This window comes from Herminiimonas arsenitoxidans, assembly GCF_900130075.1.
Lineage (GTDB): Bacteria > Pseudomonadota > Gammaproteobacteria > Burkholderiales > Burkholderiaceae_D > Oxalicibacterium > Oxalicibacterium arsenitoxidans.
In genome coordinates this window covers 3539132-3555447 of sequence record NZ_LT671418.1, presented here as the reverse complement: position 1 = coordinate 3555447, position 16316 = coordinate 3539132, and the positions used below count along the sequence as shown (strand labels likewise).

Genomic DNA, 16316 nt, shown 5'->3' with positions numbered 1-16316 from the left:
GGCTTAGCGGTAGGTGTCTGGATAATCGTGGTATTTGTTGACCTCGACATCGTCCAGCACAGCCAGCGCATCAGGCGTCAACACCGCGAGCGAGCAGTACAAGGAAATCAGATACGAAGCAATTGCCTGATTATTGATACCCATGAAGCGCACCGACAAACCTGGGCTTTGTTCACCCGGCAAACCAGGTTGAAACAGGCCAACAATGCCTTGGCGTTTATCGCCTACGCGTAGCAGGATGATCTTGCTCTTGCCATCGGCCACCGGAATTTTGTCCGACGGAATCAATGGCACACCACGCCATGTGATGAATTGCGAACCGAATAAACTGACTGTCGGTGGCGGCGTACCACGACGTGTGGCTTCACGGCCGAAGGCAGCGATGGTCAGCGGATGCGCGAGGAAGAATGCCGGCTCTTTCCATACTTTAGTCAGCAGTTCATCAAGGTCGTCTGGTGTTGGTGCGCCAGTCAGCGGGAAGATACGCTGCTCGTCCGCCACTTGCGCCAACAGACCGTAGTCAGGATTGTTGATGAGTTCGCTTTCCTGATTCTCTTTGATCGTTTCTATCGTCAGGCGCAACTGTTCCTTGATCTGATCATGCGGACTGCTATACAGATCGGAAATGCGCGTGTGCACGTCAAGAATGGTGCTGACGGCATTGAGGTAATGTTCACGTGGATTTTCTTCGTAATCAACGAAAGTACGCGGCAGTTGGTTCTCTTCTTCACGCGACGTGCAGGTGACCTTGATGGACTCCGGATTCTTGACTTGATTGACGCGATAGATGCCTGCTTCGACTGGTACCCACTGCAACAGATGCGTCAACCAGCGTGGCGAAATGATCGATAACTGTGGAACGGTTTTAGTTGCGTTGGCTAACTGGCGTGCTGCGTTGTCGCCAAGGGCTAATTGCGATGAAGTGTCTGCCATGAGAATTCCAGTAGTTGATTAAGAGGATGAGGAAACAATAAAGTCAGTAAGGAGTGTCAACGGGAAGCTGTCGCCGCTCAACATGCTATAGACGCCAAATTCAGTTTGTAGACAGCTTGCTGACCACTGATCCGTTCGCAATGCATCAGCAGGTCAGAAACTTTCAAACCCAAAGCACCTGCCAATTTATCCAGCGTAATCAGAGAAGGAATCGTCTTGCCCCGCTCAACCTCGCCTACATAGGAGCGATTAAGCTGCGCCTTTTCGGCTAGGGCTTCCTGCGACCAGCCATGCGCTTCGCGCAACTGACGCACAGCAAGACCTAAACAGATACACAGCTTGCTCATCAACAGCCTCTGCAATCAGCGTTTTCGTCTATGCAATCAGGCTTGCACCCAAGGCAGCTTGTGATAACGCCAGCCATCGGTGCGACCGCGATGCTGATGCTCGTTCAGCTCGCCTTCAAATCCCTCCAGCACATTGAACACATTGCTGAAACCGGCCTTGATCGCGGCCTCTGCTGCCAGCGCAGAACGCTTGCCGCTACGGCACAGCAGCAATATCGCTTTATCTTTGCCGGTCTTGGCTTCCAGCTCGCGTACGAAGCGTGGATTGCGCGTCAGACTGGTACCAGTAGCCCATGCAACGTGAATACTGTCAGGGACATAACCGACGAATGCACGCTCTTCGGCCGAACGCACATCGACCAGCACTGCTTGCCCGCTTGAAAAAAGATGCCATGCAACCTGCGGTGTGACACCGTCTTTAGACAACACACTGGAAGAGGCTGCCGTAGCGTGCACTGCATCGTGTGCATAGGCTGCACTTACGTTTTGAAGGGAACCGCTCATTTTGTTTCCTTTTGTCTGGATGCTTACAGCCGGTATTCGTCGGCATGTATAAGTTCGTGCAATCAGAATATAAGAAAGCAAATAAGCGACAAACGAATAAAAACGCGCTTGATTATGAGAATTTTGCTGAAGGGATTTTGCGTGGTCTATGCATTGCCAGCGCATATATGTGTCGGGTAAAGAAAACTATTTACGTTATTGAAAATAACTGGGAGCTAGCTAAAAGAAGATTTGTTGCACTTGATCATGGCTGCCGATTTGCCAAAGCGGCCAACGGCAGCAAGCCTGTCTACAGCCGACAGGCTTTACATCATTTTGTTACAAAAGAGCACATCCATTTACATTCTTTCCGTAGCACTTTCCCACCGTTATGAGGTCTACTAAAGCAATCGGGATTTGCAAAATCAGGCGCATTACGCCGAGTACCACCAGATTTCCGACTAATATTGTTACTTAGTCCAGAATTACCCATTGGAGTCATCATGAAAACAAGTCAAACGGTCACTATCGTTGCTCTGCTCGCCGCCGCACTGTTGAGCGGCTGTACCACTTACTATCCAAACGATAACGTTCGCCAATATCCCGTTTATCCGCAACAATCTAATTACCCTGTTAATAATTACCCGGCTCAAAACTATCCTCAACAACAAGCGTATTACGCTGGCACTGGGGTGGTTGAATCGATACAAGTCGTGCAAGTACCCAGTGATGGTAGCGGTGGCGGCGCACTCGCTGGCGGTGTAATCGGTGGTGTACTGGGTAATCAGGTCGGCAGAGGTGGTGGACGCACTGTAGCGACAGCGGCCGGTTTGATCGGTGGTGCATTGCTCGGCAATCAGATTGAAAGAAACAGCACGCCACCGCAGCAATATTATCAAGTCAATATCCGTCTTGATCACGGCGGTCATCAATCCTTCCGCATGGGCAATGTAGGTGACCTGCAACCAGGTGTACGTGTGCGTGTCGAAAATAATCAGATTTACCGTTATTGATTCTTGATGTTGCATTAAATGCTGCGCATAGCAAAAAGCCCGCTTCATGTAGATGAAGCGGGCTTCTTTTATGGTTGCATGGACTGTCTGCTTACACCACTTTCAAGCGTAATTCGCCCAGTCCTTCGATAGAACCTTCCATCAAATCGCCTTTTTTCACGGCTGCTACACCAGCAGGCGTACCCGTCATGATCAAGTCGCCCGGTTGCAGTACGAAATACTGCGACAGATAGGCGATCATTTCTTCGATGTTCCAGATCAACTTATCGACTGTACTTTTTTGTTTGGTCTGACCATTCACATTCAACTGGATCGCACGACTACCGACTGCACCAATATCGCTCGCAGGATGGATAGGGCCTATCGGCGCAGATTGCTCAAATGCTTTGCCCGTATCCCATGGGCGACGCAGACTCTTGGCCTCCGCCTGCACATCACGCCGCGTCATATCCAGGCCAATCGCATAACCCCACACATATTGCATCGCATCCGCTGCAGCGATGTTTTCACCTGTCTTACCGATGGCAACGACCAACTCCAACTCGTATTGGTAATCTTCTGTCATCGCCGGATAAGGCAATTGACCCACGGTACCGTAAGGAACCGGGAAAACCGCGTCGGCGGGTTTCATGAAAAAGAATGGTGGTTCCCTCCCCGTCGCGCCCATTTCAATCGCATGATCGACATAATTACGACCAACACAGTAAATGCGATGAACGGGAAAAAGCGCGTCAGTACCCACCACTGGGACAGTTGCAGGCGGCACTGCAGGAATAACAAATTGCATACGGACTCCTCAGGGGAAAATATGTTCTTCAATTCAAGAATTTCTGGGCAAGATTATGCCACTGCCACAATCCCGCCGCAGCAAGCTTCTATAGGATTAAGATAGGTGGATCAAAAGAGAGTCGTATAATTTAAACAACCCGGCATGCAAAATGCTTCCATACATTTGCTGGCAGACCGCGCCGATAGAATTAAGTCGATAGTAGCAACCACAATTGCTAGCTATTGCATTTTAAAGAACACTTACTCACTTTCGATATTGTTGCTACCTCAAAGCAAAGGCTGATTCAATGATCACAGAAGAACAAGTAAAAGCGTTGCAGTCGGAAATGGAAGGGAATGGAGAGAATCAGGCGCAGATGGCCTATCGCATCCTGGAAGAAATGATCGTGACACTGAAGCTGCCGCCCGGCAGCAAGATCTCCGAGAAGGCATTGAACCGCTCGCTCGGTTTTGGCCGCACGCCTTTGCGTGAAGCGTTGCAGCGCCTGGCGATCGAAGGCAACGTCAAGATCCTGCCGCGCTCCGGCGTGATTGTGTCCGACATTGATCTGGCCGATCAGTTGAACATGATTGAAGTTCGACGCGAGCTGGAAAAAATCATCGCCGGCCGCGCAGCCCGTTTGGCAATGGAAGATCAACGTCATATATTTTTGAAGTTGGCTGCTGAGTTTGATAGAGCCGCACAACAAAATGACGGCAATGTCTTTATCGAGACGGATAGAGAATTCAACACGCTCTGCATAGAGACAGCACAGAACAAATACGTGTCTTATGCGATCGGTCCGATCGAAGCGCAAACCCGACGCTTCTGGTATTTGCACTTCAAGCGCTTCGGCGATCTGGCCCGCGTCTCACAACTGCATGCGGGCATCGCCCGTGCGATTGCTGCCAACGACGAAGCCGGTGCGCGTGATGCCTCGGACAAGCTGATCGACTACGTGGAAGAATATACGCGCAAGACGCTGCAGTTCATGGGCGGTCTGTAAAGCAAGTACGCATAAAAAAAGCGCAGACTGAGCAATCAGCCTGCGCTTTTTTACATCCTGCTTGAAAACTTAGAAGCCGGCAGCGATACCGTTGCTGCGCGGATCGAAACCACCGGCAAAGATGCCGTCGGCATCGCGCACAATGGCAGCAGCATGACCAACCATTTCATCAAACTCGCCGATCACATCGACTTCGTGACCGAGCGCTCGCAAGCCATCAATGATTTCTGGTGCAAAACGACTTTCAAGTTTGAGCGAATCCGAGCTCTGGCCCCAGGTGCGACCCAGCAACCAGCGCGGTGCGGTAATCGCCTGCTGCACTGCTTGTCCAAATACTGCGTAACGGGTAAACACCGCTGCCTGTGTTTGCGGCTGACCGTCACCACCCATCGTGCCATACACCATAGTGCGACCATCCTTGAAACGCGCGAGCGCAGGATTGAGCGTATGAAAAGGCTTCTTGCCCGGTACCAGCACGTTCAGATGCTGTGGGTCCAGCGAGAATGAGCAACCACGGTTTTGCCAATTAATACCGGTGCGCGGCAAGACCACGCCGCTGCCGAACTCATGATAAATACTTTGAATGAAGGAAACCGCACGTCCTTCGCCGTCGATCACGCCCATCCAGATTGTGTCGCCAGGTCCTTTGCCTTGGCCCCAAGGCAAAGCTTTGTCGACACGGATCTTGGCGACATAAGGGGCGAGGAATTCATCAGTCAATATGCTTTGCGGATCGATCTCCATATACGCCGGATCGATCACGTAACGATCGCGAATTGCGAAAGCCTGTTTGGTCGCTTCCACTACCAAATGGATGTATTCCAGACTGTCTTCCTTGTACTGTCCGATATTCAGGCGATCGAGGATGCCGATAATCGCCAGCGAAATCACACCCTGTGTAGGCGGCGCCGTATTGTAGACATCACCGAGGCTGTGCTTCAGATGCATAGGCACACCAGTGCGTGCGTGATAGTTATTCAAATCCTGCAAGGTGATCGGGCAACCGACTTCAGCCAAATCTGCGGCGATTTCTTTCGCCAGTTCACCACGATAAAAACTATCCAGACCTTGTTCGGCCAGCGTACGCAAAGTCTTGCCCATGCGTTTTTGCACGAAGCGGCTACCTGCTTCTGGCGCCTTGCCATCGACCAGGAAGGTATCGGCAAAGCCTGGCTGATTAACCAGTTCCTTCAACTTGGCCGAAGTGCTCGCGTATTGCGAAGGTGTGACCGGGATACCGTTTTCCGCATAATGAATCGCATCGCCCAGCAAACGATTCAATGCCAATTTACCGCCCCAGCCGGCGCTGATGTTCAATGCTTCCTGCCAGCCACCGACGGTACCAGCCATCGTGTTGGCCGCGACCGGGCCGCGCATCGGGATCGTATCCAGCTTGCGTTCTTTATAGTAATCAAGCGAGACGCCTGCGCCGACCACGCCGCAAGCTTCAATCGCGACGACCGGTTTGCCCGGTTCCGACACCACCCAGAAACCGTCACCACCAATGCCGTTCATATGGGGATAGACAACAGCAATCGTCGACGCGGCGGCGACCATTGCCTCAATGGCGTTGCCGCCATCCTGCAGAACCGACAAAGCTGCCTGTGCAGCCAATGAATGCGGCGCAACGGCCATGCCACGTGTTGCGTTGGTAGTATTCAGCATAAAACCCTTTTGGATCGATAAATAAAAACAGTATTGCCCGGCGAACTCCGGGCAATCCCTAAACGTTTTTCCGAAGCCGACTCAACGCCGGCTCCGGAAAATCGGTATTACTTGAAAGCAGGCGCAGCAGCGCTGCTCATTTCCATTTCCTTCTTGGTATCAGCAAGGAATTTGCGACGCATAGGCTTGAGAATAACCAAAGCCAGAATAGCAGTCATAAAATCCATGCCGATCACCGTCATAAACACCGGCGTCCACGAACCCGTTGCTTCATGCATCATCGCTGCCAATGGACCACCCAGGACTGAACCTACGCCCTGTGCCATGTACAAGAAACCGTAGTTGGTCGTTGCATGCTTGGTACCAAAGGTATCCGTCAAGATCGATGGGAACAGCGAGAAAATTTCGCCCCAACCGAAAAACACGACACCAGATAACAAGACGAACAACACAGGGTTATCAGTCGTCATCAACCACAAGGTCATCGCGACACCTTCCATACCGAAAGCGATGAACATGGTGTTTTCACGACCAATACGATCAGAGACCCAACCAAAGAACGGACGCGTCAAACCATTCGCAAAACGATCTATCGTCAATGCCAGCGGCAAGGCTGCCATACCGAATACCATCGCATCGTGCACACCGAAGTCTTTAGCGAATGCACCCATTTGCGAAATCACCATCAAGCCTGAAGTCGACATCATCGTCATCATGATGAACATCAACCAGAACACTGGCTTCTTCAGCATCTCACTCGATTTATAGCCGTGCTTCGACTCCAGATTCGGGCTCGTTGATGTGTGTTGCACAGCCAGCGTAGCCACTTCATCTGCTCGTGGACGGCGCATACCTTGCGCAGCCAGGAAGCCAACTACACCGATGATCAAACCGAAAGTCATCAAGGTGCTTGAGACACCAGCCGATTTGATGCTGCTGGAAATGGCGAACGTCGTCAGAATCGCGCCGAAGCCATAACCCGCTGCAACCATGCCAACAGCAAAGCCGCGCTTGTCCGGAAACCATTGCACCATCAGACCAACGACACCTACGTAGATAATGCCGGTACCAACACCACCCAATAAGCCGTAGCTAAAGTACAGGCCCCACACGCTGGTCGCGGTCGATGCCAACACCCAGCTCAATGCCGTCAAGATCGCACCGGCAGATAGCAACATACGCGGGCCGAACTTATCGATCAGAAAACCCTGGAATGGCGACAAAAACGTTTGCGCCACGATCAGGATCGCAAAGGTGACCTGTACTTCCGTCAGCGATGCGCCCAGCGACGCTGTTAATTCAGTTGTAAACAAAGCCCATACATATTGCGGGCTGGAGATAGCCATCATGGCGACGACGCCAAAGAAGAGCTGCCACCATCTGGTGCTGCTCGACAAACTCGAGCTGGTTGTACTGATGCGATTCATAAATGTCTCCGATGTAGTTATGGAACCTCTTTGCGCCCTTCAAATAAGCATGTCTATTACTGACATGTCAGATTTAAGCGTAAGTTAAGCCCCATAAAAACATTTGTCAAGGGTTGAAGAATATCGATCGAACGGGCTTGAAACAAACCTGCAGTTTTTACTGATCACACTACGTTAAGCAAACTTGGTGCCAGTAACTGAAAATAAGGAGGAAGAAGCAGAGAGCGACAAGTAACATGTCACTTTTGATGGATTTAAAAACCAGAGCAGTAGATGCCCTTCACGCCTGATTTTGGACACCACATAGTGTCAGCGCATCTTTTTAGTGCTATTCCGCCATATTCCGGAACAATCCCGCACACAAATAGCGCGTTTAGCCTGTGCTTAGCCACACACATCTATTTCCTAATGCGAGTCAGGGGCGCATTCAAACCGAGATGATTAAGAACACTGATACGGCATGTGGCAAGTTTTCAACACTCGCCACATGCCAGCACAGATCAAGCCTAGGCGTTTTTCTCGTTACCTATCCAGCGATAAATCAAAGCACCCAGCAAAGCACCGATGATAGGTGCGACCCAGAAGAGCCAAAGCTGACCTGTCGCCCAACCGCCGACGTACACCGCCACACCCGTACTACGCGCAGGATTAACAGAGGTGTTCGTAACCGGGATCGAGATGAGATGTATCAGGGTCAATGCCAAACCAATTGGAATCGGCGCAAAACCGGCTGGTGCACGTTTGTCCGTTGCGCCAAGAATGACCAAGAGGAAAAACATCGTCATCACCACTTCACAAACCAAGGCAGCCTGTAGCGAATAACCGCCTGGCGAATGTTCGCCATAACCGTTGGACGCAAATCCCTTGGCAACGTCAAAACCTGCGGTGCCGCTGGCAATGATGTACAGCACACCACCGGCGACGATGCCACCCAGCACTTGCGCCACGATGTAAGGCAAGAGTTTATTCGCAGGGAAACGACCGCCAGCCCACAGACCGATAGAAACGGCCGGATTGAGATGACAGCCGGAGATATGGCCTATGGCAAACGCCATCGTCAGCACCGTCAAACCAAACGCAGCCGCCACGCCGAGAAAACCGATACCAAGAGTGGGAAAACCAGCGGCCAGAACCGCACTGCCGCATCCGCCGAGCACTAGCCAGAAAGTCCCGAAGAACTCCGCACCGTATTGTTTCATGACAACTCCCTGAAAGAGATGGAAAGAGACGGTGCGCACCTGGGCTGCGACACAGTCAGATAAATGATTTATTTGCGAAAAATTTAATCATGTTTCCACTTCGTCGTTTGCAAGCAATTGTGATTTTTAACTTATAGCGCTGCTGCAGATACGAGACCTACACATGGCTATGCACTCGACTTACCCAAATGCAAATAGTGCACTGGGTAATCGAATCAGGATGGCATGCTTTATCAAAAAAGCAAGAAAAATGAAGATAAGCTAAAGATGCCTAGTGTCAACTCTCGCCTAAATAGGCTTCCCTGACTTTAGGATCGTTCAGCATGTGCTGCGCATCACCTTGCATGGTGACCAAGCCAGACTCCATCACATAAGCACGATGTGCTGCCTGTAATGCCAGCTTCGCATTTTGCTCAACTAATAGGATGGTGATGCCTTGCGCCGATACGGTACGGATGACTTCAAAAATCTTCTCAACCATGATCGGTGACAAGCCCATCGAAGGTTCATCCAGCAACAATAGATTCGGATGACTCATCAAGGCACGCGCCATTGCCAGCATCTGCTGCTCGCCGCCAGACAAGGTGCCTGCCATTTGTGCTGCACGCTCTTTCAAGCGCGGGAAGATATCAAACCATTTGTCGATATCCGCCGCGATGCCGGCTTTGTCATCACGTGTGAACGCACCCATCAACATGTTTTCCTGGATCGACATGCGCGTGAACACGCCACGTCCTTCCGGCACCATCGCTAAATGTTTGCGCACCAGTTCGAATGAACGCAAGCCCTTGATCGGTTGAGCCAGGTATTCGATATGCCCTTCGACTCGGCAATCCGGCAAGGTACCGGTAATCGCCTTCAGCGTCGTGGTTTTGCCCGCACCATTCGCACCGATCAAGGTAATCAGTTCACCCTTGTTGACTTCAAGATCGACACCCTTGACCGCTTGAATGCCACCATAAGCGACCTTCAAGCCGGTGATCTTCAGAATATTCGTGCTCATACTAGATCTTTCAACTTTTTATTCTGTGAGTCTTGCATGCCTTGAGCGCCGTCGCGAGCAGGTGCAGGTCGGCAGGAGAAGCGCAGCCGTACAAAGGTACGGTGAGCATCGCAGTGTCGGTCTGCGTCTGCGCAGTAGGTGAACAAGGTATGCATTAGTGTCCGCCTCCGAGATAGGCTTCAATCACTGCCGGATTTTTTTGCACATCAGCAGGAATGCCCTCAGCTATCGGCTTGCCGTAATCCAGCACCGTGATGCGATCACACAAACCCATCACCAATTTCACATCATGTTCAATCAACAAAATGGTTTTACCTTCCGCCTTGATCTTGACCAGCAATTCGCGCAGGCCGAGTTTTTCCGTCGCGTTCATACCAGCTGCGGGTTCATCCAGTGCGAGTAACTGCGGATCGGTTGCCAATGCGCGCGCAATTTCCAATCGACGTTGATCACCATACGATAAGTGGCGCGCGGTGCGATCCGCAAACTGTGCGATACCGACGAAGTCGAGCAGCTCCATGGAACGTGCGCGTATTTCCGCCTCTTCCCGGCGCGCCGCCTTGTGATGAAACACAGCCCCGAACAAACCTTGATGCGTACGCACATGGCGCCCGATCATGACGTTTTCCAGCGCCGTCATTTCGCCGAATAAACGAATATTTTGAAACGTGCGTGCAATGCCCGCCTTCGCTACCATGTGCGGCGCAGAAGGCGAATACGGTTTGCCGGCTAACTCGAAACTTCCTTTGTCAGCCTGATACAAACCAGTGATTACATTGAAGAAGGTCGTTTTACCTGCGCCGTTCGGCCCGATCAAACCGTAGATCTGGCCCTTCATGATTTTGACGTTGACGTCGGACAAAGCCTGCAAGCCGCCAAAGCGCTTGCTGACATCGGCAATATTGAGAATGATTTGTTCGCTCATGTCATCCTCTTATACAGCGACAACGTCAGTCGATTTCTTGGCGGTATCCGTATCCGCAGTCGGCCTGTCTTCGCTCTTGGGCGCAGGCCACAAACCGGCAGGACGATTCAGCATGATCAACACCATCGCCAGCCCGTACAGCAACTGACGCAAGACTTCCGCATCAATTAGGACTTCGCCGAACAGACTCTGCTGCAAAGGTTCCACCACATGACGCAAGACTTCCGGCAAGGCCGCGAGAATAATACCGCCGAGTACCACGCCGGGAATATGTCCCATGCCGCCCAACACCACCATCGCCAGCACGGCTATCGACTCCGTCAACGAGAAAGATTCCGGTGATACAAAACCCTGGAAGGAAGCGAACATCGCACCGGCTACACCGCCGAACGATGCGCCCATCGCAAACGCCAGCAATTTGACGTTGCGCGTATTGATGCCCATCGCCTTGGCTGCGATTTCATCTTCACGTATCGCAACGAAAGCGCGCCCCAAGCGCGAATTCTGCAAACGCACCGAGATGAAAATAATCGCGATGCACAGAAACAAAAACAGAAAGTAATAGGCATTCACCGACGGCATTGCGTAATCGCCGATCATGACCGTCGCCCGCGACCCTGCTTCACCATTGAGCGATACGCCAAAGATGCGTATCGGATCGATCATATTGATCCCTTGCGGACCATTGGTGATATTGACCGGGCCGTTCAGATTGTTCATGAAGATGCGGATGATCTCGCCGAAGCCCAATGTGACAATGGCCAGATAATCGCCGCGCAGTTTGAGCGTAGGCGCGCCCAGTACAGCACCGAAGAAACCAGCCACCAAAGCTGCCAGCGGCACGATCGCCCACAGTGATAGATGAATACCATTTTGCGCAATCTCCGGACCAAAGACCCACAGCAATGCTTCGCCTATAGGCGGATATTGATTGACGAAAGATTCGAGCACCACTGCAAATTGTGGCGATGCCAACAGCGCCGTCAGATACGCGCCAATTGCATAGAAAGCGATATAGCCAAGATCAAGCAAACCGGCAAAACCAACCACCACGTTCAAACCCAGCGCCAGCATGATGTAGAGCAGCGCAAAGTCCATGATGCGCACCCATGAGTTACCGAAGTTCTGCGCAATGAAGGGAAAGATCAGCGCAATCGCCAGTATGACCAGCAAGCCGGTATAGGCCTTGCGCGGATTGTTTTTGGTATCGAAATAATTGGACATGATTTCCCCTTACGCACGATCAGGCACACGTTCGCCCATGATGCCGGACGGTCGTAGCGTGAGGACGATGATCAAGACGACGAAGGCAAAGATGTCTTGATAATGACTACCAAGGAAGCCGCCAGTCAGATCACCGATGTAACCCGCACCCAGGCTTTCAATCAAACCAAGCAGAATGCCGCCCAGCATCGCACCGTAGATATTGCCGATGCCGCCCAATACCGCAGCGGAAAACGCTTTCAGTCCAGGCACAAAGCCCATCGCAAATTGCGCTGATGAATAATTGGCAGCCCACATCACGCCGGCTATCGCTGCCAATATCGCACCGATCACAAACGTCATCACAATCACGCGATTGGAATCGACACCCATCAAACCTGCCACACGCGGATTCTCGGAAGTGGCGCGCATCGCACGTCCCATCTTGGTTTTTTCAATCAGCAACACCAGCAGTCCCATCGCGACGGTCGCAAGTATCAACAGCATCACTTGCGTAGGCGAAATCAATGCACCCATGATGTGCAAAGGATCCGTCGGCATCACTTGCGGGAATGGAATCGGGCTGCGGCCCCAGATCATCATGGCGAAGGTTTGCAGCAGGATGGAAACACCGATCGCAGTAATCAGCGGCGCCAGACGCGGTGCATTGCGCAAGCGACGATAGGCGACGCGTTCGATCAACACGTTCACGGCCACGCACACTGGAATCGCACCGAGGATCGCGATGATCAACTTGACGATACCGGGCAAATCGGGCGCAACGGTATTCACCATTTTGAGTATGGTCAAGCCTGCCATTGCACCGACCATCAATACATCGCCATGTGCAAAGTTAATCAGGTTCAGTACGCCATACACCATCGTGTAGCCAAGTGCGACCAGCGCATACATGCTGCCAAGCACCAAGCCGTTAATGATTTGCTGGATGAAAATATCCATAGTTTGCCAACTCTCTTAGAGGATCGTATCCAGTGATTTTGTTGCCAGGAATCGGAACACTTGCCGACAGCGTCATGCACAAGTATGGCAATAATCGTTCCAGATAACAAAAACGGCACCCTGATTAATCTCAAGAGTGCCGCGAGGGGTAATTCTATTTATTCAGCAAGACGAATGCCTACCGCCAGAATCGGTGTAATCCAGGATGGAATCATGCTGTTGTCTCCAGTTCGTCTCACAATAAAATCGTTGCAGCCTATCAATATCTGCAACGATGAGGAAGCTGGCGGCGATTATACCGAATGCACCACAAACGCTATCCAATTTGTCTGCATAAGCTTTGCATCATGCAGACCTCACTGTTAGCGCTTCAAACCTTTCGGCAACGGGAAGATCACATGTTCTTCCACACCTTCCAGTGTGCGTACGCTCTTCGCGCCACACTCCTTGAGTCTATCGATCACGGCTTGCACCAATACTTCCGGTGCAGAAGCGCCAGCCGTCACGCCGATACGACGCTTGCCCGCTAACCACTCCGGATTGATTTGCTCAGCATAGTCGACCATATAGGCTGGCACGCCTCTTTTCTCTGCGACTTCGCGCAAGCGGTTGGAATTGGAACTGTTCGGGCTACCGACCACGATCACCAGATCAACTTGCGGTGCCATGAACTTGACGGCTTCCTGGCGATTGGTGGTGGCGTAGCAAATGTCTGCTTTTTTCGGTTCTGAGATATGCGGGTACTTGGCTTTTAATGCCGCGATCACGTCGGCCGTATCGTCGATGGACAGTGTGGTCTGCGTTACATACGACACCATATCCGGATTCTGTACTTGCAACTTCTCGACATCGTCAACGGTTTCGACCAGGTGCATGCCATCTTCGATCTGCCCCATCGTGCCTTCAACTTCCGGATGACCATCATGACCGATCATGACGATTTCACGGCCATCGCGACGCATCTTCTCTACTTCGATATGTACTTTGGTGACGAGCGGGCATGTTGCATCGAACACGCGCAAGCCACGCTTTTCAGCTTCTGCCTGCACCGCCTTCGATACGCCATGCGCAGAAAACACAACGGTATTACCAGCAGGCACATCGTCCAGTTCTTCTATGAAGATCGCGCCTTTATTGCGCAAATCGGTCACGACATAGGCGTTATGCACAATCTCGTGGCGCACATAAATCGGCGCACCGAATTCGGTCAAGGCACGCTCAACGATTTCAATCGCACGATCAACGCCGGCACAAAAACCACGCGGCTGGGCAAGTAAAATTTCGGTATCCATCTTTATCCTTGGCTACTCCAGAACTTGCACATACAAGGTCTGGTTAAAAATGTGTTTCTGTATCGGAGCCTTATAGGCTCACTGAGCTGACTGCAATTGACTCATTACAGTATGCCGATAATCTTCACTTCAAATTTCAGTGATTGACCTGCCAGCGGATGATTGAAATCGAACAAGGCGGTTTCAGCATCGATCTCACGCAAGACGCCGGCAAACTGACCTCCGCTAGGTGCGGCAAACTTCACCAAGTCACCAATCGAATAATCGTCGCCCGGCACAGAATTCTGATCCAGCACAGAAACCGACAAGCGCTGCAGCAATTCCGGATTGCGCGGACCGAATGCGCGCTCTGGTGGCAATTCAAACGTCTGGTGCACGCCTTCTTCCAAACCGATCAAACAAGCTTCCAGAAACGGTGCCAATTGGCCTTGGCCCAATTGCAGCGTGGCGGGATTATCCGCAAAGGTGCTGACGATATCTTCGCCATCCATCGCTGCGAGACGGTAATGCAGCGTCAGGTAGGCGGTTTCGGTAACAACAGGATGTGGTAAATTTGACATTAAAATTCCGGGTTGCACGACAGCCGCTATTTTAAGCCACCTAGCGCATTCCAGCCTTCCGATAATTAAAACAGCAGCACAAAGCGATCTTCTTTCGATTTTCTTTCTTATATCAAGGGGAAATATGGCGATTACAGACTGGCCGGAAGAGCACCGGCCACGCGAGCGTTTAATCAAACACGGCGCAGCGATACTATCGGACGCGGAGTTACTGGCCGTCTTCCTCCGTGTAGGCGTGGCAGGCAAAAGCGCCGTCGATCTGGGGCGCGACATGGTGACGCACTTTGGTTCACTCAACGGCTTGTTCTCAGCCAGCCTCAGCGACTTCTCGGAAATGAATGGCCTCGGCCCTGCCAAATATGCACAACTGCAAGCCGTGCTTGAGTTGGCTAAACGCTCACTATCAGAAGAACTACAAAACGGCGTTGCACTCAGTTCGCCGCAAGCAGTCAGGCAATATCTGCAACTATTACTGGGCGGCAGAGCGTACGAATCGTTCGCCGTCCTGTTCCTCGATGTAAAGAATCGCCTGATCACCTGCGAGGAATTATTCCGAGGCACACTGACACACACCTCGGTTTACCCCAGAGAAGTTGTCAAGGCGGCACTTGCGCATAACGCTGCCAGCATCATCCTCGCGCACAACCACCCTTCCGGCACGCCAGAACCCAGCCCCGCCGATGAGACGCTCACCCTAGCTCTGAAACAAGCACTCGCTCTGGTTGATGTACGCGTGCTTGATCACTTTGTCGTCGCCGGCAAACATGTGCATTCATTTGCAGAACACGGTCAGCTGTAGATATTCAAGATGTCACCTGCCCCGGTAGAAGCAAACCATCAGGGCAAACCCGCTGATCGCTCGCCCTCACTCTAGGCGACAGTCCTTATTCAGCATTGTTACATTACGCATTCAAATTGTTAAATTAATGAAATACACGAAGACACAATTAATTTACGCAAGTCATTGAATAATCGCGATTTTTTAGATATACTCACTTTTTTTCCAATTTCGGAAATTCTTTTAGGAGCACATTTATGGCACGTGTCTGCCAAGTCACTGGGAAAGGGCCGATGGTTGGCAACAACGTTTCCCATGCAAACAACAAAACGAAACGTCGTTTTTTGCCTAACTTGCAAAATCGCCGCATTTTCGTTGAGTCGGAAAATCGCTGGGTTTCCCTGCGCCTGTCCAACGCCGGTCTGCGTGTCATCGACAAGATCGGCATTGATGCCGTGTTAGTCGATATGCGTGCTCGTGGCGAAAAAGTCTAACTAGCAGAATAAAGGAATCATCATGGCGAAATCTGGCCGCGACAAAATCAAGTTGGAATCGACCGCAGGTACGGGTCACTTCTACACGACTACAAAAAACAAGCGTACGACTCCGGAAAAAATGGCGATCATGAAATTTGATCCTAAAGTCCGTAAGCACGTTGAATACAAAGAAACCAAGATCAAGTAATCGATCTTTTGTTTCGCAGAAAAGCCGCTTCATTGAAGCGGCTTTTTTATTCCTGGCGTTTTAATGACA

19 protein-coding genes are annotated in these 16316 nt (G+C 51.4%); 6 read left to right on the top strand and 13 right to left on the bottom strand.

Annotation, left to right across the window (positions count from 1 at the left end; all coding sequences use genetic code 11):
- Positions 1 to 3: 3 nt before the first annotated feature.
- The 3 genes from BQ6873_RS16785 to BQ6873_RS16775 all read right to left on the bottom strand — a co-directional run bounded on the left by BQ6873_RS16785 (position 4) and on the right by BQ6873_RS16775 (position 1784).
- Positions 4 to 933 (bottom strand): family 2A encapsulin nanocompartment shell protein, encoded by a 930-nt coding sequence (locus BQ6873_RS16785; protein WP_076593683.1) that lies wholly within the window; start codon positions 931 to 933, stop codon positions 4 to 6.
- Positions 934 to 1010: 77 nt separating this feature from the next.
- Complete coding sequence (locus tag BQ6873_RS16780) at positions 1011 to 1280, bottom strand: helix-turn-helix domain-containing protein (protein WP_076593682.1); 270 nt, start codon at positions 1278 to 1280, stop codon at positions 1011 to 1013.
- Positions 1281 to 1316: 36 nt separating this feature from the next.
- Complete coding sequence (locus BQ6873_RS16775; protein ID WP_076593681.1) at positions 1317 to 1784, bottom strand: rhodanese-like domain-containing protein; 468 nt, start codon at positions 1782 to 1784, stop codon at positions 1317 to 1319.
- Positions 1785 to 1840: 56 nt separating this feature from the next.
- Between BQ6873_RS16775 and BQ6873_RS16770 the strand changes: the two genes are divergently transcribed.
- Both BQ6873_RS16770 and BQ6873_RS16765 read left to right on the top strand, forming a co-directional pair.
- Positions 1841 to 2158 carry a hypothetical protein gene (locus BQ6873_RS16770; RefSeq protein ID WP_157889184.1) on the top strand — a complete coding sequence of 106 codons (318 nt, stop codon included), beginning with the start codon at positions 1841 to 1843 and terminating at the stop codon, positions 2156 to 2158.
- 108 nt (positions 2159 to 2266) lie between these two features.
- Positions 2267 to 2776, top strand: a complete 510-nt coding sequence (locus BQ6873_RS16765) for an outer membrane lipoprotein (protein ID WP_076593679.1) — start codon at positions 2267 to 2269, stop codon at positions 2774 to 2776.
- 91 nt (positions 2777 to 2867) lie between these two features.
- On the opposite strand, the gene BQ6873_RS16760 is transcribed toward BQ6873_RS16765, so the two are convergent.
- Positions 2868 to 3563 carry a fumarylacetoacetate hydrolase family protein gene (locus BQ6873_RS16760; RefSeq protein WP_076593678.1) on the bottom strand — a complete coding sequence of 232 codons (696 nt, stop codon included), beginning with the start codon at positions 3561 to 3563 and terminating at the stop codon, positions 2868 to 2870.
- A gap of 289 nt (positions 3564 to 3852) precedes the next feature.
- Between BQ6873_RS16760 and BQ6873_RS16755 the strand changes: the two genes are divergently transcribed.
- The gene (locus BQ6873_RS16755) at positions 3853 to 4551 is read left to right on the top strand and encodes a GntR family transcriptional regulator (protein ID WP_083664498.1); all 699 of its coding nucleotides are present in this window, start codon (positions 3853 to 3855) and stop codon (positions 4549 to 4551) included.
- 69 nt (positions 4552 to 4620) lie between these two features.
- Here the strand turns inward: BQ6873_RS16755 and BQ6873_RS16750 are convergent, their stop codons facing one another.
- The 9 genes from BQ6873_RS16750 to BQ6873_RS16705 all read right to left on the bottom strand — a co-directional run bounded on the left by BQ6873_RS16750 (position 4621) and on the right by BQ6873_RS16705 (position 14785).
- A complete protein-coding gene (locus BQ6873_RS16750; protein ID WP_076593677.1) occupies positions 4621 to 6216 on the bottom strand; it encodes a gamma-glutamyltransferase family protein in 1596 nt (531 codons plus the stop codon).
- Between the two features lie 107 nt (positions 6217 to 6323).
- Positions 6324 to 7643 carry an oxalate/formate MFS antiporter gene (oxlT, locus tag BQ6873_RS16745; RefSeq protein ID WP_076593676.1) on the bottom strand — a complete coding sequence of 440 codons (1320 nt, stop codon included), beginning with the start codon at positions 7641 to 7643 and terminating at the stop codon, positions 6324 to 6326.
- 506 nt (positions 7644 to 8149) lie between these two features.
- Positions 8150 to 8842 (bottom strand): aquaporin Z, encoded by a 693-nt coding sequence (aqpZ, locus tag BQ6873_RS16740; protein ID WP_076593675.1) that lies wholly within the window; start codon positions 8840 to 8842, stop codon positions 8150 to 8152.
- A 277-nt stretch (positions 8843 to 9119) separates the two neighbouring features.
- On the bottom strand, positions 9120 to 9845 hold the full coding sequence (locus BQ6873_RS16735) for an ABC transporter ATP-binding protein (protein WP_076593674.1): 726 nt from the start codon (positions 9843 to 9845) through the stop codon (positions 9120 to 9122).
- 154 nt (positions 9846 to 9999) lie between these two features.
- A complete protein-coding gene (locus BQ6873_RS16730) occupies positions 10000 to 10770 on the bottom strand; it encodes an ABC transporter ATP-binding protein (RefSeq protein WP_076593673.1) in 771 nt (256 codons plus the stop codon).
- A gap of 9 nt (positions 10771 to 10779) precedes the next feature.
- A complete protein-coding gene (locus BQ6873_RS16725; protein ID WP_076593672.1) occupies positions 10780 to 11994 on the bottom strand; it encodes an ABC transporter permease subunit in 1215 nt (404 codons plus the stop codon).
- A gap of 9 nt (positions 11995 to 12003) precedes the next feature.
- Complete coding sequence (locus BQ6873_RS16720; RefSeq protein ID WP_076593671.1) at positions 12004 to 12933, bottom strand: branched-chain amino acid ABC transporter permease; 930 nt, start codon at positions 12931 to 12933, stop codon at positions 12004 to 12006.
- Positions 12934 to 13295: 362 nt separating this feature from the next.
- Positions 13296 to 14225, bottom strand: a complete 930-nt coding sequence (ispH, locus tag BQ6873_RS16710) for a 4-hydroxy-3-methylbut-2-enyl diphosphate reductase (protein ID WP_076593669.1) — start codon at positions 14223 to 14225, stop codon at positions 13296 to 13298.
- A gap of 104 nt (positions 14226 to 14329) precedes the next feature.
- Positions 14330 to 14785 (bottom strand): FKBP-type peptidyl-prolyl cis-trans isomerase, encoded by a 456-nt coding sequence (locus BQ6873_RS16705; protein WP_076593668.1) that lies wholly within the window; start codon positions 14783 to 14785, stop codon positions 14330 to 14332.
- 124 nt (positions 14786 to 14909) lie between these two features.
- Between BQ6873_RS16705 and radC the strand changes: the two genes are divergently transcribed.
- The 3 genes from radC (at position 14910) to rpmG (ending at position 16247) form a co-directional block, all read left to right on the top strand.
- On the top strand, positions 14910 to 15584 hold the full coding sequence (gene radC, locus BQ6873_RS16700) for a RadC family protein (RefSeq protein ID WP_076593667.1): 675 nt from the start codon (positions 14910 to 14912) through the stop codon (positions 15582 to 15584).
- Between the two features lie 236 nt (positions 15585 to 15820).
- Positions 15821 to 16057, top strand: a complete 237-nt coding sequence (gene rpmB / locus BQ6873_RS16695) for a 50S ribosomal protein L28 (RefSeq protein ID WP_011871857.1) — start codon at positions 15821 to 15823, stop codon at positions 16055 to 16057.
- Between the two features lie 22 nt (positions 16058 to 16079).
- Positions 16080 to 16247, top strand: coding sequence for a 50S ribosomal protein L33 (rpmG, locus tag BQ6873_RS16690; RefSeq protein ID WP_012080405.1), 168 nt, complete (start codon positions 16080 to 16082; stop codon positions 16245 to 16247).
- Positions 16248 to 16316: the final 69 nt, after the last annotated feature.

Coding starts and splice junctions, on each gene's coding strand:
- BQ6873_RS16725 (WP_076593672.1), bottom strand. CDS start 11,994: ATGTCCAATTATTTCGATACCAAAAACAATCCGCGCAAGGCCTATACC.
- rpmG (WP_012080405.1), top strand. CDS start 16,080: ATGGCGAAATCTGGCCGCGACAAAATCAAGTTGGAATCGACCGCAGGT.
- BQ6873_RS16750 (WP_076593677.1), bottom strand. CDS start 6,216: ATGCTGAATACTACCAACGCAACACGTGGCATGGCCGTTGCGCCGCAT.
- BQ6873_RS16785 (WP_076593683.1), bottom strand. CDS start 933: ATGGCAGACACTTCATCGCAATTAGCCCTTGGCGACAACGCAGCACGC.
- ispH (WP_076593669.1), bottom strand. CDS start 14,225: ATGGATACCGAAATTTTACTTGCCCAGCCGCGTGGTTTTTGTGCCGGC.
- radC (WP_076593667.1), top strand. CDS start 14,910: ATGGCGATTACAGACTGGCCGGAAGAGCACCGGCCACGCGAGCGTTTA.
- BQ6873_RS16705 (WP_076593668.1), bottom strand. CDS start 14,785: ATGTCAAATTTACCACATCCTGTTGTTACCGAAACCGCCTACCTGACG.
- BQ6873_RS16765 (WP_076593679.1), top strand. CDS start 2,267: ATGAAAACAAGTCAAACGGTCACTATCGTTGCTCTGCTCGCCGCCGCA.
- oxlT (WP_076593676.1), bottom strand. CDS start 7,643: ATGAATCGCATCAGTACAACCAGCTCGAGTTTGTCGAGCAGCACCAGA.
- BQ6873_RS16780 (WP_076593682.1), bottom strand. CDS start 1,280: ATGAGCAAGCTGTGTATCTGTTTAGGTCTTGCTGTGCGTCAGTTGCGC.
- BQ6873_RS16735 (WP_076593674.1), bottom strand. CDS start 9,845: ATGAGCACGAATATTCTGAAGATCACCGGCTTGAAGGTCGCTTATGGT.
- aqpZ (WP_076593675.1), bottom strand. CDS start 8,842: ATGAAACAATACGGTGCGGAGTTCTTCGGGACTTTCTGGCTAGTGCTC.
- BQ6873_RS16760 (WP_076593678.1), bottom strand. CDS start 3,563: ATGCAATTTGTTATTCCTGCAGTGCCGCCTGCAACTGTCCCAGTGGTG.
- BQ6873_RS16755 (WP_083664498.1), top strand. CDS start 3,853: ATGATCACAGAAGAACAAGTAAAAGCGTTGCAGTCGGAAATGGAAGGG.
- BQ6873_RS16775 (WP_076593681.1), bottom strand. CDS start 1,784: ATGAGCGGTTCCCTTCAAAACGTAAGTGCAGCCTATGCACACGATGCA.
- rpmB (WP_011871857.1), top strand. CDS start 15,821: ATGGCACGTGTCTGCCAAGTCACTGGGAAAGGGCCGATGGTTGGCAAC.
- BQ6873_RS16720 (WP_076593671.1), bottom strand. CDS start 12,933: ATGGATATTTTCATCCAGCAAATCATTAACGGCTTGGTGCTTGGCAGC.
- BQ6873_RS16730 (WP_076593673.1), bottom strand. CDS start 10,770: ATGAGCGAACAAATCATTCTCAATATTGCCGATGTCAGCAAGCGCTTT.